Below are 17,206 nucleotides of genomic sequence, written 5' to 3' on the forward strand. Positions count from 1 at the left end.
GCTCCGGGAGAACGAGGACGCGCGGGGGGCGAATTCCAGCAGGGCGGGAAGCACCCACATCTATTGCTGCGGCACCGTGCCAGCGATCCTTACGCTCGCGCGTCTGGGGCCTCACTACCCCCGCGTGCAACCGCGTCACACAACGCCCCGGGGCTTGGGCCGGAGCTGAGCAGATCGGTGAGAAGCCGAGGAGGACACCATGACTGACGAACCAGTCGAGCTCACCGATCCCACGCTTGCCCCCGCAGTTGAAGGCTGGCAGACGCCGCTCGATGACCTCCCGGTCCTCGGAACTTCCCCCTCCCCCCTCGCCGCCGCTGAGGATCCTGCAAAAGATGAGAAGGATGACTCTCCTGACGAAGGAGAGCCAAGCCGTACCGCCCCGGCCTCCCGCGGAGACCCCCTCCCTTCGCTGCCTGCGCGAACTTCAGATCACCTGCCCCACCAGGTCAACGGTATCGAGCGACCGCCTGGTGCCCCTCTGCTGCCCGGGAAAGCGGACGCGCCCGACGTCACGGGGCCACTCACCACCCACAGACCGACCGACTCCCGCGCCAAGCCGAGTGATCAGGTCCCTCATGCGGAAGCGGAAGCTCTGCTCGCCTACGAGGCGCAACTCCACGCCCTCACCCCGCAGCTGCGCGAGGGCGAACACATCACCAAGGCGCAGCGGGGCAAGGACCGGCAGGGCGTTCACAGCTCAGGCCCCCTGTGGGACCTCATCACCGGTGATGCCGGCTTCGTGGTCGAAATGAACGACGCCGAGAAGGCCGGACGGCACCTCCTCAGCGTCACCGGTCAATCTGGCGCTGTCAAAGAACTCCCGGGTTGGGACCAGGTCATCAACTGGGCACGCGAACAAGCGACCAAGGACGGGCACGACACGGACGAGCACACCGCAATCGCATCCGGGACAGCGCCCAGCCAACTGGACCTCAACAGCGATCCGCCCTTGAACGCACCTGGGCCGAGCAGTGCCCCGGCCGACGGACGCAACCTGGCCGGCGCCGTGGCTCCTCCCAGTCATACGGCGCTGCCGGAATCCTTGACCGGTTCGCAACCAGCAGTGGCGCCGCTGTACTGGACCGCCGAGGACAGGGCGATGTGGAAGGGCCGTCTCGTCAGAGTGACCTCAGTGGACTGGCATCCCGAAAGAACGCCGCACATGGCCAAGGGCCCGGGCCAGAAACTGACCGTGTCCTGGTCGGAGGACACAGCATCCGGGCTCGAGAAGGGCTCGGAGCAGGTCCACGAGTCGGAGCTGGTCCGCATCAGACTTGCCGGCGACGAGGTGCGCCCGTTTCCAGGGGCGATGTTGGACGGAGAGACAGCGGTCCAAGTAGGCCCGGAAGACTGGCAGTTCACCAACGCCCAGGGGCACGTCTACCGGCTGTGCAATAGGCCATGGGGGAAGAACGAAGGCGATACGCACTGGGTTGTGGGGCACCTTCCGGATAGCCCCGGAGGGACTCTCTACCGCTGGATCGGTAAGCACTACCCCGACCTGAACTACGTCCTGTCGTGGATACGCCGGGACGGTAAGTCACGTGCACTGGCAGAGGGCCGCTGGGCCCGACACCCCATCGACCCCGACGCCGTCGTGCCATTCAGCCTCGATGCCGAGGTGACAGAGCTCGAAGAGGGCTTCTGGAAGGTCACACGCTACGGGCGGGAAGGACGCATCGGCGACTTTCCCTGGGGCTACATAATCGGCCCATGGGGAGGGCTCCCGGAAAACGAAACCCGCCGCTACAGCGACGGAATGAAATGGGACTACGCGATCCATTGCATTACCCAGAAAGGGTTCCACCATCTCCCCACCGAGCGGCTGACCATCCTGAAGTCCCACTGGGGGATGAAAGAGGACTGCGCGACCGGCGGCCCCAACCACCTTGGCAGTTGCAAGCGGCATGAACCACGGTTCCTTGTGGAGGTGGAAGGTGAAGGGCGCGTGGTGATCTGCGCCAGACATCTCACCTACCGCCTCACAGGCTGTGACTCGTATGACTTCGCGGCGTACCACGTAGCCCGTGAGGCGTGGGAGGTATCGGGCAAAAAAAGATGGTGGACTGACTGGCAGGAGCGGGCGTACGAACTTACGTGGGATCTGGTGGCTCCAGCGGTCGACAAGGGATTGCCCGTACCGGATGTGCGGGCGGCGCTCTTGGCGGAGGCCCAGCAGATCCGGGAGCAGCGTGAGGCACGAGAAGCCGCAATGGCGGCGAAGGCGGCCAGACGTGCGGAACGGGAAGCCGCGAAGGCCGCGAAGGCGGCCGGGCCCAGCGGTGATCAGTCGAAGAGGCATCAAAGGGACACCCCTTCCCGCAAGTCCATCCGCTCTCCGGCCGCCGTTACGGGAGACGTGCAGACTGCGCTCTTTCCCGGCGAGCCGCCTGTCACCGAACCTGCCGAAGCTGACGATGGCCGGACAACACTACGACCGGCAGCCGAGGTACAGACCTCCGCACAGTCCAAGCCAGCTGCTGCTACGGCGGCCTCATCGACGTCCCTCGCACCGACAACAACGCCTCTCAGCCCCTTGGCCAGCGATGGTTCCAACCGCTACCAAGCCGTCCGTGCCAAGGCGCAGCAAGCCTGGCTCGTCGTGGACACACAGGACCACAGCATCCCGTGGATCTGGGCAGACAACGGCGTCACCGAGTGCTTCTTCCACGGAGACCGGTCCGAGGGCGAGGCGCGCAAGGCAGCCCACCGGCTGAGCACTGACCTTGCCACCCGCATGAACCCGCCCGAAGGTGCGAACACCCGCTACACCCGTCCGGCACACGGTGAGTACCTCGGCAAGGTAGGCGAAAGCATTGAAGTCCATGCACGCATTGTGGAACCGGGCACCCCTGCCGACACCCGAGGAGAGCGGCTGATAACCCGCCGGCCCGGAAAGAAGTCGAAGGTCGCCCCTGAACAGCCAGCCGTAGCCATCGCAGCAGATGGAAATCTGATCCACTTCTGGCACCAGGTTGAAATGCCGAAACTGAGGGCCCGGCAGGAATTTCACGTGGCTGGCGCAATTCTGAAACGCAGGGTCGAAAAGAACCAGAAGACAACTGTTCTCGCGAGAGTCTCCCTGGAGCCCTCAGACCAACGTTTTGACCGCATCCATCTTCACCAGGCGGCACCCACCCCGCAGTGGACGCCTATCGCGCCGGGTGACGAGGCACTGATGGAAGAGGGGAAGCGTGTACGTATCCACGACCCCGAGTCTCCCTACAGGACAGACGACACCAATGTCACTGCCACCTTCGGCACCGTCACTCTGCGCCACCAGCGACTCGACGGCAGCTGGCGAACTGATGCACCGGACGGACGGCACCTGGTCATCACAGCGAAGGATGTCCGCGCCATCGAAACCTCCGCCGACCAACAAGCAGAGCCCTACCTCACCGCCGACCCGACCACAAGGAACCCGAGCCACGACGTCCCCGAAGAACTACGCCAGCAACTCATCAAACTGAAGTACGGCGACCTTCACGACCGCTGGGAGACCCGCATCGTCCAGGGAGATGAGGTGCTCCTCATCACCGACCCGCACAGCTGGCACACGGTAGATGTGGTAAAGCCCTATGTCTTCAAGCTGGAAAGCGGCCGTCACCGCAACTACACAGAGGTCATCGCCCGGCGACGGGACGGCCAGGTCAGCACGGTATTCGACCTACCTCAGCACAGTGAACTCAAAGCCCCCGCTGAGTATCCCGCGAGACCTCCGATCGGCGGACCCATACGCGAGCTGGACATGAAGGACATCACCAACGAACTTGCCGAGCTTGATGCCTGGAGCGCTTCTGCTGCCCCTGATGCACAGAGCGAGGCGATAGCGGGACTCCTTCTGCGCGTCGACGACCGCCGACGCGCCCTGGCCCGTGCTCAGCAGAACCGAAGTCCTGCAAACACCTCCAACGCCGCTCCGGCTCCCACAGGGCTCCCGCCCATCCTTGACCAGCAGTTTGCAACCTCCGAGGACCTGATCGACCACCTAAAGGACGCTCAGGCCCGATCGAGAGGCCAAGACCGGGCCGCCGAAGACAAGCAAGCTGCCTTCTGCCGGTCCATGGCCCGACGCTCCGACGCTGAGCACGTGCTGATCCCAGCCGCTGACGGGCGGCTGGCCGTCGTCCAGGTCAGGCCTGGAAACTGGCAGGTCCGAGCCCCCCACCGGCTTCTCGGCTTCGGCGAAGGGACGTGGGCGAAGTCCCGAGCCCACGCAGAGTGCCTTGCCGAAGCTATGGCCGACATAACCGATGCCGCCGGCTCCCTCTTCCCCTGGTCGGACCCATGGGCGGACCTAAGGGCAAGGCTCTTCCGGGATGCGAGCGGACGTACGCTGGAAGAAGTCCTTCTCAGGCTGCGAGACGAAGTTCCCGAACCACCCAAGCCTGAAAACGAGTTCGAGCCTCCACTGCAGACCCCAACATCTGCACCGCGTCAAGGGGCCGAAGAACAGATCCCTTCGCCGGACGAGGAACCTCCGACGGTACGTGTAGCACCCTCGTCTGACATCGGCGAGACGAGACATCCCGAGGACCAGGAAGCGGTACCCAAGGCATCCGACGTTGTTCCTGATAGGGCTGGTGGGGAGGAGCAGGACGGCAAGAGCCCAACCCTGCCCGATAACACAGGGTGGACGACACCGCTCGACGATGTGCCTATCCTCGGGCACACAGAGGCCACCCCCCGAACCGAGCAAGACCAGCAGGACCACCACGCCGACATGCCGGCCCCCGGGCAGTACGACCTGCCACAGAAGGGAACTGACCAGGCGCCGGCGACTGATCCCTGGACAACCGCGGCCGATGATGTGCCATTGCTCACCTTCACCGCCGAGCAAGCCCCGCAACCTGAGCTGACCGGCAACACCCGGGCAACAGTTGACCCATCGCGCACGGCCAAGCCCGAGGCCCTCGACGCTGCCACCACTCAGGACCGTGGCGTTCCCACTCCACAAGAAGAACCGAGTACACCGCATCACTTCCCCCCACAGAACACGTGGGGCGCGGACCCGTCCTCGGACCCCGCAACAGCGGCGCCCGCCGTGATCCGCGGCCAGTTCGCCGATACGGAACTGCGTCCCGCCCGCCTTCTGTACCCCGACGGCACGCCTCTCCACGTCCACGCACCCACAGAGGAAGGCGCGGACACCGAGGCCACCTCCGAAGGAGCTGCCGCCGCGCCTTGGGGTACGGGCAACTGGCAAGCGGTGCGGTACCGGGACGGATCCCGTGCAGTCATCCACCCCGCCCTCATCTCGCTTCCCGAACGACCGCGCTACCCAGGTGTCGAAGATGCCTCAGAAGTGGCCCGCTGGGAGGCTCTAGACCGCGCCGAAGCCACCGGCGCCCTGTATGCCGAGATTCCCGTTCGAGCCGTCATGCACGGAGACCTGCTCGGTATCGAACGCCGCTCGCGGGGCACAACTCGCACCCATCTGTACGCCATCACCGCCATCAGACTCGCCACCCGAGGACGAGGCCGCAAGGCAAGGAGCGGCCTTGAGTTCACCTACCGTGACCCGCGTGGAGCCGACAAGACGGCCTTCCACGAGGACTCCGGAGCCGTACTCATCAGACACCCCGAAACCCATCCGGCCGTCACCGGCCCTGACGACGGCCGACCCATCACCACTCGGCTCCTTGCCGAGCTCTACCAGCACGGCCCACAGTTCGCTCACGTACCGGACTTCGGCACCCTGGAACTGGTGGCCGACGGGCAATTCGCCATGCACCACGGCTATGCCGGCTGGGAGCTGCTCCCCGCCACGACGGCGACGACGGTCCATGCCGACCAAGCACTTGGCGTGAACGATCACCCACTGCCTCTCGGGAGACTCACAGACGCAGACCAGGCCCGCGGATTTGCCGAGCACCTTCTGGCCCGATTCACGCCCACCGAGCACGGAGGCATGGACTTTGCCTCACCCGAGTTCGCGACTGCCTCTGCGACCTGGCGTGATCCCGAAGGCGGCACTCTCTACCTGGCGCTACTCGCCGAGCGCGCCGCCTTCGACCGCGCCCATGACCGAACCGATTCCGAGGTCTCCAAGTTCTATATGCTCTTCGAGGCCGCCCAAGACCGGCCCGAACCCCCAGCCGGAAAGCAATGGGCCGACCAGCTCACCGTCGGCGACGGCATCCTGCTTGAAGTCAACGATGCCGAGGAACTCTTCGCCATCCGTGATCACCACCTTGCATCCAACGGTCTTGTCTCCCTGACCCTTGACGACGGTGAAAGCGTCCAGCTCGCCCGCAACGCCCTCATCCCCAGCGATGTCGCCCAACCCCTCACCGACGCTGCTGGGACCATCTACGCCGACCACCAGGCCGCGTGGGCCGTGCAGGACGGCTGGATCGAGTTCAATGCCGCCGACCTCGACCCCGACATCGCCTCCCACCTCAACCTTCCCTCGCCGCTGCTGTCCGGTTCGCGAATCCGCGGCCAGATCACAGACCGTGATGACCACGAGGCCCTTCACCTCTCCCACCTGCGCCTGCTCACCCCCGATCAACGCCGGCTCACACTCGTAGACCAACTCGCCATCGAACCCCCCAGCACAATCATCCGCCTGCGCAAACACGCTGCCGCACAGGAGGAGGACTGGAGCCCAAACCCCCCTTCGCCCATCTCTCAAACAGCTGCGCAAGCTGCCGAGCGCACTAGCGACAACGGGACTCGGGCCCTTCCGGAGCGGGCTGCTCACACGACCGACTCAGGCGACGGGTCTGCAATGCCATCAGAAAGGCCCCCCGCCCGACCCACTGCGGACACCGCCCGTGAGCCAGATCCTGCTCCCGATCCCCGCACGCCTCCAACCTCCGCCGCTACTACGCTCGCCCCAGCGGTTGACGATGGGACAACGAGGGAACAGACCTCCGCAGCCCCAGACGGCATCGGCGGCGACGCCCCTGCCAACCCCACGCCCCCAAAGCCCACTGCTCCGCCGGCCCCCGCCGACCCAGACGGCCCCGAGCCTCGCGAACGCCAAGCTTCGCCCCCTCCCGCCATAAGGGACAGCGCGAAGCCCCCAGCAACCGACGAACCCGACGGGAAGCCCAGCAGCCCCGTCAACACCGCGCCGGAAGGGAAACCGCCCGCGCCGCAGACACCCACCGACCGGGACTCACAGACAGGCCCGCTACAGGCACACGCCCAACGACTGGCCGACCAAGCAGCCGCAGCGACCACCGCAGATCAAGCGCGAATCCAGTGGGAAGAGGCGCGGGACGCACAGATTCCGGCAGACACGCTCGTCAGCACTCCACACGGTACAAGGCCCTTGTTGCCCTACCTCACCGCCCGCGGCGAAGAACTCGTACGAACTGAGAAGGCGGGAGACACCTCCAACAAGACCTCGCGCTCCGACAACGAAACCCCCGCCACGATCGCCCCGGAACCTGCGTCTGCTCACGCGGCAGAACGTCCATCGCCACCCGCCCTCACCCCGTCAGAGGCGGCCCCCGCGCCGGTGCTGCAACTGGACGACGGGCGCGTTCACCATGCACCCGAGGACGCGGCCCGACAACTGCACCAGGATCTGAATGCCGCGCTCGCCGCCGAGGCGCCGCCTCAGGGGGCGTCTTTGTACGGGCACCTGGACGGCCAGCCCATCTACCTGCTCCGCGAAGCAGCCCCACAGGCGGCCACGAAGGTTCCGCCGGAGAAACGGGTGCTCTACCTCGGCCTCAGCGAGGGCGGCGAGGACCAGTGCTTCGCTTGCCTTGACCAGGCCGACCTGACGGACCTCAGCCCCGATGCCCTGCTGCAGACGGCCCGGCAGTGGGCAAGCGCACAGGAGCCGGTACTCACAAGTCTGCGCGCGCTCGCCCCGAGCACCCTCCAGATCAGCCAGAACGGCAATGGTGTGCTCCCCCAGGGAGAGGTATCCCACCCTGGACCGGGCCACGGTCCTACGCAAACCGAACCCGGCGACGCTGTAGCACCCCAGCCTTCCCGCCAGCGCACTCATGACACCCGTAAGGAGACTCAAGCCCCTATGACGGCCACCACGCCCGAGGACACACCCAGCCGGCCGGCACCGGGCATCAATGAGTCCGCCGCCGCAGCCGCACCCAAGACATCCGGTCCGACCGTTCCCCAGCCCGAGGCACCCACACACCCCACTCCCAGCACACCTTCGCCGGGCGCCTCGCAGCCCAGAGCGCCCCAGGGGGCAGCTCGCATACCCGGCTCGGTGAGCGAACGGCTTCTTCGCCTCGCCCAGGCCGCGGTGGAGGGCACGGGCCTGGCCCCTGACCTCGTCGGGACTCATCAAGACAGCCACCACCTCGTGATCACACATGCCACGACGGGAGACGACGACCTCGACAGCGAAATAGCGCGCCTGATCCGCGCCGGCGTCAATGACCACGTCACGAGGGCCAGCGACCCAGAGCTTGCGCGTTACGGCGTGGATGTCCGCGTGACGCAACAACAGGGCCAGGCCACACTGAACGACCCCGCAGTCTCCACACCAGCCACCGCGGCCGGCGCAGACAACGATCGCCTCTACCGACTCCTGGAGGAAGCCGCTGAGCTATTTGCCGCCGAACTCAAGTCGTCGACGCAGGAGGCAAAGTCCGCAGCCAATTACCTCACCCGCAAGCGTAGTCACGATGTCCGAGGCGAACTGGTCAGCCGGTGGAAAGTCGGACACGCGCGCCGAAGCCGCCACGCCACTGTCGCAGACAAGCTCCGAGAACGTGGCTACACGGATCAGGAACTCCTCCGCACAGGGCTGCTTCGACTCCACGAAGAGACCGATCGCCTCAATAACGCATTCTGGCATCGCCTCATGTGGCCCGTTCGTGACCTTGACGGGCGCGTGATCGGATTCACCGGCCGGACACTCGGCGACCCCAAGGACTACAAATATGTGAACACGGCGACCGCGTCCCCGGACGGGCCCAGGCTCTACCAAAAGAGCAAGGTCCTTCTGGGGATGGAACGTCTAAGGACGACCCAGGGGCCCATCTACCTCGGCGAGGGCCCCTTCGAACTCATGGCCGTTGACGCCGCGCACCAGGCCGCTGATCAGCCCCTGCCGGCATCAGTGGGAACCTGCGGGACATCACTGACAGCCGAGCACGCCAAGGTACTCAGGGACTTCTGCACGCCAGGCCGGCCCCTGATCTGGCTCCTCAACAATGACAAGAACAGAGCTGCTGAAAAGGCGCTCCTTCGGAACTGGCACCTCGTCTCCTCACTGCCAGGCGGCGTCCTCGTCGTCAAACCGACAGGAGCCAACGACTTCGGCGATATCCACGAAAACTCCGACCAGGGACCGCGTGAAGTACTTCGTCAAATAGAAGGGAACCGGCAACCACTCCTGGACGCCGTCATCGACGCCGACCTTCTCCTCAACTGGGACCCGACAGTTGAAGACAAGAACATCAGAAGCGCGGCCGCGGCAGAGATTGTCGCCGACCGGCTGTGGGAATACCTGGAGGCCGCGCGGGAACGCGAGCCCTCCCGCGCCGAGCTTGAAACCCTAGCTCTCACCCACGCCCGACGCGTCGCCCAGGAACCCTGGAATGTACCGCTGAAGGACACACTCGCCAGGATCCTCATCGGACCGAGCGAGAGGACGGCTGACGATCACTGGCGCGAGGCGGTGCGCCAGCGCGCAGAAGAACTTGCCGCCGACGAAGTGACACGCATCGCCCCGGAATCCCCGCTACCTGGAGATCACATGACCCCGCCACCGACACCAGATGAGCAATCACAGCCCTCCACGACCGTCGGTTCCGAGACGAGTGACAGTCGAAGCTATGCCGACCGAATCCCCGACACCTACTTCCAGCGCAGCCTGACCCGCCTTGCGCGAGTGGCCGCAGACCAGCATGCTGCCCTTCCCAATGTCGCCGACGACGCGGTCCGGGCCCTCGAGCTCGACCTCAGTAGCGAATCGGAAGCCCGCACGGCCGCGAGCTACTGGTCCGAGCTCCATCCGCTCGCCCAATTCGACGCCAACGCCGACTACGTCCGTGAGCACGTCGCAGCCAACAGCCGCCGCGAAGAGAAGCAACAGCTCATCGGCGATGCAGCAGGCCAGATGCGCATCACCATTCAGGAATTCCTCCCGGTCGCTCATACAAGGCTCGACGAAGCGCTCACCGAAATACTGACCACACCCGGCCCGGACAGTGCCTTGCTGGAGACGGCGCCGACGGCGGCAGCAGCCCAGCACCAGCTCCGAACCGCGGAGGAGGGGCTGGTCCGCGAACTGACCAGAACCCTCGCGCAGATCATCGGCACCACGATGGACCAGGCTGCGGCAGCGAAGATTGGAGCCGGGGGAGTCCGTCACGCCTTGCACCAAGTGCTCGGCTGGGACGGGCACTTCTTCGCCAAAGACACACAAGAACCGGTAGCGCACTTCGCCGCCGCCACAGCCGCCATCCATGGCATGGCACAAGCAACCGGCCGTGACTTGAATGCGCGCCTCGGCCTCACCGATACGGAAGAGCGCGAGCGCCGACAGGCATGGTGGCCGCATCTCATCAAGGGAAGCGCGCAACCATCAGCCGCGACCAGCCCTACAGCAGAGGCCCCAACACTCGACCTCCCGGGACAGCAAGCGCCAGGGGAACCGACCGCGTCAGCACAAACAACCCGCACCCCGGACGGAACCGAGCAAGCAGCCACAGAACAGCCCCGGCCTGACGCGGTCGACGGGCCCCTGGACACCTTCGAACTCACCCTGGAGTCAGAAGGACGGAACCCATACCAGACATCCCACCGTGTCGTCGCGTCGTCGCGGCTGAGCCAAGAACTCAACGCCCTGCTGGACGCCCACCGCCTGGCCCGCCGAGCAGACGCCGACCAGCCCAGGCCCTACGGAACACTCCGCACGATTCCCATGGCCACAAGTGCCGAAGCGCTGGACACCGACCAGCCTGCACTGGTCATCTGGTTCGGAACCCCACCAGACCATCCCGTGCGCCTGCCCCACAGCGACCTCACCCGAATGATCGGCTCACGGCTCCTGGCAACACTCGAATGGCAGGCATTCACCTCGACGAGCACCACAGCCGTACTCTCCCCACCCTGGTTCAACGAACTGGACCGAATTCTGCCCGACGACCAACTCGACACCAGTATCACCAAAACCGAACTCCTCGAACTCCTCCACTCCTATGCCGAGCTGCACGCCGACCCGGAACCAACCGAGCAGGAACTAGCGCGCGCACAGGAGGCCGTCGCGCTCTTCGCCCGACAGCGCCCCGCCGAGGCCCTCATCCGCCTCGCGGAAGACGGGCACCGGTGGATCCGGCTCGGCTCCCAAGGATGGACCTACCAACCAAGCCCCCCAACCAGCACAGTCCCGGCCAAGGACGCCGATCCGATCCAGGTGACAGCCCTCGAAGAGACGTTCCAGGAGCTGCAAGCGGCAGTCCTCAGCCTGGACGAGGACACAGAGGCCGCCGCGACCTCCCAAGAAACGCCCAGTCAACAGACTGCACCAGCCACACCTGAACCACCGAACACCGCACAGCATGCGCCCGTCACGACAACCCCCCAGAAGACGCTCGTTCAGCAGGACCCCACTGCCGCTCCCACGCCGACCACACCCGAACCACCGAGCTCCGCGGAATCCGGGCCCGTCGACGAGGAAGAACTCAGCGCACAAGAAGCCGCCCTGCGACTCAGTCTTGAATCGTTCGCACCGCACCAGGACGCGCTTCCGCCCGGCCTCTACTCCAGCCTCAACGACATCGTCAGCCAGATCGAGAGCACACTGCCCAAGATTCTCCGTCTCCACAACGCCAACAAACGCCCACTGATGAGCCGCGCGCTCCGCATCATCGTCCGCACCAGCGAATTCTTGAGCACTCTAGCCACCCGACTCCACCTCCCTGACCTGATCAGCCGGAGCATCGAGCGGTTCATAGCTCACCAGCTTGGAGCCCCGCGTCCCGGAACACCCGCCCCGGCCGACCAGCTCCCGACCCCCCACCGTGATCGCCGCCTGCAGGACCTCAGCCACAACCAACGCTCCCTCGAAGAGCTCATGGCCAAAGGGTCCCTCACCAGCGACATGCGCGCCGCCCTACAGAGAGACTGGCTCCTCAACCGCGCTCAGTGGTTCGTTCACCACGAGGAAAAGTACGGTCCCGCACCCGGCGACCTGATCCCTACGGAGAGTCACCTGGTGGCGGGAGCTCCGCCCCTACCGAACATAGCCAAGGCGTACAGCGACCTGATCAGCTCCCTGCACGCACGCGCTGAACAGCTACGCAAGAAGGATGAGAACGATCCCCGCGCAGACCTCTACACCCGCGCTGCTCATGCCTACCAAGCTCGGCTCGCCGGCAATCCCGCCGAACGCGACTACCCCCCCGGCCTCATCACACGCAATGTTCTGCGTACAGCTGCCCTGTCTGTCGCACGGCAAGGCAGTGCTTCACCCGTGACCGTTCAAGCCGCGTTCGACCACCAGATGCCCTATGACCTCGCCAATCACACGCTGCAGCTGCTTGAAGCCTCGGGCATCGTGGGCCCGTTGACCGGGCGTGCCCCCCGTATGGTGAACGTGAGAAGCGACAGCGACGTCGAGCGTCGATTGAGCAGACCTCCGGCGTCCGGCCGCATCCTGCCACCAGCACTCGTCGAGGCGCCCGCCACAGAGGCGGCTGGCCCGGAAGGAGACCCTCTGGAGAGGGCCTTGCACGACAGGGTCGGCGAACTGTCCGAGGCCGCGATCCGCATGCAGCGCCTGAGGGGTCCTCTCCGAAACCCCCGCCCGTCTGCCACCGCCCCCAAGAACGCCGAACCGCACATCACCGAAGCTCAACGCGCAGCGACGGAGCAGCCGGTCTCGACCGGGCCAGCCTACGGAGCTTGAGCTCATCCGCCACCCAGGAGGTGGATGAGTTTCCCAGCTCCTGGCCAACACCCCAACCTGGGACGAAGCGGCCCGGACAAGGCACTCGGAACGCCGTCGACACCGTTTGACGCCACTACCCGGCTCGCACGAGACCGTCCTTTCCGGGGCTCCTCCGGCTGGTGGCGGCCAGCAGCGCTATTGCCCATCCAGCGGTGGAACGGTCCGCAGGCAATTCCTTCCTGGACGTGATCAACCTGAGTCAGATGCGTCAACGATCGACTGCCAACGTCCACGCCTTCGCGTACCAGTAGGCCGCGCAGGTACCGTCAGATCACCCCGCGGTGGCGCTACCCACAGCCTGCAAGCCGAAAGCCGGCAGCAGATTCGGCACTATCTCCGGCAAACTACCCTCACCCCCAGGGAACTTCACATGACAATCGAGTCACCGCTAGATGCAGAACAACGGAGTCGACTTGAAAGGCTTCGTATGCAGCGTACCGCTCGCTATTTGTGCAAGCGGGTGAACAATGTCGCCAAGAATTCACCGGCCGTCACTCGTGAAGTGAATCACTACGCTGTTCTCCCGAACCCCTCCTTTACGGGAATTCGGTAGACGCGGCCGCGAGGCGGAACGGAACACCGGCGCGCCAGCACTGAGGGAAGCCGGGTGCCCTGCGGGGCACCGGGGAACAGGGGACCCGGGCGACTTTGATCCTGAGGATCTGCGAGCGGCCGCGGCCGATGTCCATGGCCGTTCCTGCGGAGGCATGTCTTTCCAGGAAGGGGACTTGAGCCGTCTGCCCAGTCTCCTCTGGTTGTCGTAGGTGATCGCGGTGCAAGTTGGCTTCGCGGCAGAGAGGGCACGCTGCGTGCACGCGCTGGGAGCGTATGGGGTCGGTGGTGACTACGGCTCCGGCCGGAGCACGCACGGTCACCAGCAGTGGCTGGAAGCAGGTGATCCCGTTGGTCTTCTCGCCGACACCGAGCAGCGTGAGGGGCAGGCCGTTAGCGTGTCAGAGGGCGGCAAACAGGTGGTCCTTGCGCCCTTCTGTCCTGATGGCGTCGTGCAAGCTCAACCCCCCTCTACCGCCAGGCCGCGAAGCCGGAACTAGGTGGGGCTGCGGCGAACCACGAGCCTCCGGTCGATCGCGCGGCCCAGGCCGTCGCCATCGACCCGGACCGCTACGACTCCGTACCGGAGAAGTGCAGCCGTCCCGCATACACCCTTCGCTTCTTTGATCAGTGCGCAGGCGCCACCCTGCGAAAGCGCGAGCCTAGTCCTTGGGCGCTGCAACGCTGCCGCTGCTGGGAGGGCCGGCAGCGGTGACCTCGGCGCGGAATTTGGCGTCACTGCCCCACCGCTCGCGGGATCGGGGTTGGTGGTATCCGTTGGTGCATTCTCCGAGCCAGGACCGTGAGATCCGCTCCAGTGCGCGCGCGAAGGCATCGTGCCACAGGTACACAGAGGCCCCGGAATCGTCCTTCGCTTCAAAAGCTGAGCGATGGGATGTCCAAAGGGCCGTGAGCTCTTCGACGACACTGCCATGAAGCCACCAGCAATCACGCGGCAACTGGTCAACGGTGAGCTCGAACTGGTCGGCAATATCGATCACCCAAGACGTGAACTCGGCCCACGTCTCGGAGCGTTCGGGCTCCTCCAGCTTGCGCCAGATCACGGGAGTGCCGGCCGGCGGACCATCACCGTTGGAGTCGACACCTCCTGGGCCGCCGACTCCACCGCCGAGAGACAACTGATCCTCGGTCCGGGCCATGCGGATATGGAGACCGGAAAGCTCATCATTGATGGATTCGAGGGCCTTGAACAGCGGCTCGAGCGGGTCAGGCACCGGAGTTCACCTTCCGTAGAGCTTCCTTGGTTGCTGCGGCGATATCCTTCGCACGGACTCCTTCATGGATTCGCTGGAAGCGGACCCGGGTGACGGGAGTGCGGCGATGGATGACCAGTCCCTCTCGCTCCTTGATCATGCGGATGTCACCCGGTTCAAGAACCGCACGGCGCCGCGTGGAAACCGAGATGGACGAGCGTTCACCATCGTCGCTTACGCTCTCGGTGTCCTCCTCGAACTCCCCGGCGAGCGCCGAATAAGTCTTGAGTTCCTGTTCATCGCTGATTCCGCCGAGAATAATCTTGACAGTCGCCGCCGCAAACATTTTTCTGACCCCTATTTCTCCCCAGCGTTCCTGTGCCTGTGCCAGGTTCTGAAGAACAGCAACCATGAAAATGTTTTGGCTTCCGGATACGGACATGAGGGATGGGATCTGGGGAAGAGGAGCGACATTTGCTATCTCGTCGCCGAGGATTCCCAATGGTGGGTCTAGCCTGCCGTTGGGCATACGCGCCGCCAGGCGCTTTCCAGTATCCAGGATCGCTCTGGAGAAGGCGGCCATGATAGGTGCGAGGGAGGAGCCTTCCTCTTCCTCGCCTATGAGGAAGACCGTTCCCCCCTTTGTCAGCCAGCTCTCGATGCTGAAGTTATCGTCATCGCTGGCGGAACCGCCAAATATCTTTGCGACACTGGCGTCATACAGCGCGAGGAACGATTGCTCGGCGGTACGCCAAGAGGCACTCCGTTCTTCCGGCGCGGCCGCGTGCTGCGCCGCTAGGGCTCGTGAAAGCTCGTGACGCCCGTATTTGGCGAGGATGGTGACGGCGTCACGTTCGTTGGGTGATGTCGCCCAGCGCATGATGTCCAGGGTGGGACGGTTGTCCAAGGCGGCGGCGTGCAGCCAACACGTGATCAGCATCTGGGCATTCATCACGAAGTACCCACCGTTCTTGGTGCCTTCGTCACTCTTGGTGGTAGTGGCAAGTGTCTCGGCGCGCTTTCGCGCGACTGAAAACTCCTCGCAGCCGTCACACAGGGACCATTTCAGCTGGGCGGGCCAACCGGAAAGGCCAGTGGGGTCAAGTGCCATGACGGGACCGAGGGCTTCGCGAAATTTCGCGGTGGCGTAGAGAATGTCGACCTTGGACGATGTGGCGAGCACGGGCCCCGGGAAGTCGAGAATCCAGGGAATGATCAGCTGAGATGTTTTTCCCTCGCGCGGTGGGGCAATGAGAATAACGGTCTCTTCGAATGGAATGTAGAGGTCGACATTGGTGGGAGTTGCAGTTCCCGCGAATACGGCGACTTCTGTGACCTTGACGTCAGTGACCGTCGGAGACGACTTGCTTTTTCCCAGCCGCACACGCGGTGTCACGATCGAGGGCGCAGCGGTTCTGGCGACGCTGGGGCGCAGCGCCGGGAGGCGGGAGAGCGCCTTGGCCTCGCCCATGGCATCCTCGAGTTGCTGCCTGGTGGCCAGGCCATCGGTGCCTTCGTCGCGCCAGCGTGTCCAGCGGCTCCAAGCCACCCGCGCACCCCAGGCGGATACACCGGCCTGCAGCAGCATGAGAGCGTAGAAGGGGAAAGGTCCACTGACACCGGACTTCTGCCCGAACGCCGCGGCAGGGGCGCCGGGGTGCACGAGCAACTCCGATAGAGCGGCTGCGGCCTGGGACCAAGACACCGAGGCGGGTTCTCCCGTAGCTATCAGCCCGGACAGTACCCCTGCCAGCCAAACCCAGAGCGTCAAGGCCATGAAGGCGGCCAGGAGGAAGATCCACCACGCGTCCCGGTACAGGTGAAGGCCCCTCGCTGAATGAGGGGAAACTACCTTCGGCATGCTTCCCCCTCGGATGCGAGGAGGCACCCGATCGGTGCGCGACGATGTTCGAGCCGGCGAACTGCACAGTGAGCAGAGCCAGTGAGCATGTGAAGCACGACCTCAAGGAAGTGCACAGTTCCCGAGGCGGGCACGTCGATGAACCGGCTCACGGCAGGAGCTTTCAGCGGCAAGACATGTGTGCCTTTGGTCATGCGGCCGTCACGACCAGGTTGGGATGGTTGCAGCATCAGTCCGTCGCCTCCCACAGTGTGCGCCTGACACTCTCGGAGTCGCGGTCAGCGCGCGGGCGCGAAGGGGTGTCCCACCCTCGGCGAGGGCGTAGCTGAGCCACCACCCGCCAGTTGGCGCCGCGCAGGCTCGCACCACTCTCCCCGGCCTGGGTGTAGGTGATCAGGCGGGTGTAACCCAGCGCCTTCGTCGCGCGCCAGGCGGCGCCGTAGAGGAGAGAATTCGCGTTCCGAACCCCGTCACTACACATACGGGTAGCTTCGAGTGTTGCCCGGTCATCCAGATGAAGGGCAACAGGCCGCCCCACGATCACGACGGCGCGAAGGATCCCGTGATCGTCAGCGGCACCGACCGCGAAGATCTGCCCGACGGGCGGCGGGTGGTGTCGGTGCCAGTCGCGGACGAATGCCGCGGCCTCGCGAAACCGCACGGGGACAAGATAGAGACTCATGC

At 65.1% G+C, this 17,206-nt stretch carries 4 protein-coding genes; 1 reads left to right on the top strand and 3 read right to left on the bottom strand.

Going from position 1 to position 17,206, the window contains the following annotated elements; genetic code table 11:
- Positions 1 to 199: 199 nt before the first annotated feature.
- Complete coding sequence (locus ACFYY7_RS34195) at positions 200 to 12,853, top strand: hypothetical protein (protein WP_388667722.1); 12,654 nt, start codon at positions 200 to 202, stop codon at positions 12,851 to 12,853.
- A 1,256-nt stretch (positions 12,854 to 14,109) separates the two neighbouring features.
- Here ACFYY7_RS34195 and ACFYY7_RS34200 read toward each other — a convergent pair.
- The 3 genes from ACFYY7_RS34200 to ACFYY7_RS34210 all read right to left on the bottom strand — a co-directional run bounded on the left by ACFYY7_RS34200 (position 14,110) and on the right by ACFYY7_RS34210 (position 17,204).
- A complete protein-coding gene (locus ACFYY7_RS34200; protein ID WP_388667723.1) occupies positions 14,110 to 14,682 on the bottom strand; it encodes a hypothetical protein in 573 nt (190 codons plus the stop codon).
- Positions 14,675 to 16,249 (bottom strand): type IV secretory system conjugative DNA transfer family protein, encoded by a 1,575-nt coding sequence (locus tag ACFYY7_RS34205; RefSeq protein ID WP_388667724.1) that lies wholly within the window; start codon positions 16,247 to 16,249, stop codon positions 14,675 to 14,677. Before ACFYY7_RS34205 ends, ACFYY7_RS34200 begins: the two co-directional genes overlap by 8 nt.
- A gap of 502 nt (positions 16,250 to 16,751) precedes the next feature.
- Positions 16,752 to 17,204, bottom strand: coding sequence for an XF1762 family protein (locus ACFYY7_RS34210; protein WP_388667725.1), 453 nt, complete (start codon positions 17,202 to 17,204; stop codon positions 16,752 to 16,754).
- Positions 17,205 to 17,206: the final 2 nt, after the last annotated feature.

The sequence above is a fragment of the Streptomyces sp. NPDC001933 genome (assembly GCF_042890955.1).
In the GTDB taxonomy this organism is placed as follows: Bacteria; Actinomycetota; Actinomycetes; order Streptomycetales; family Streptomycetaceae; genus Streptomyces.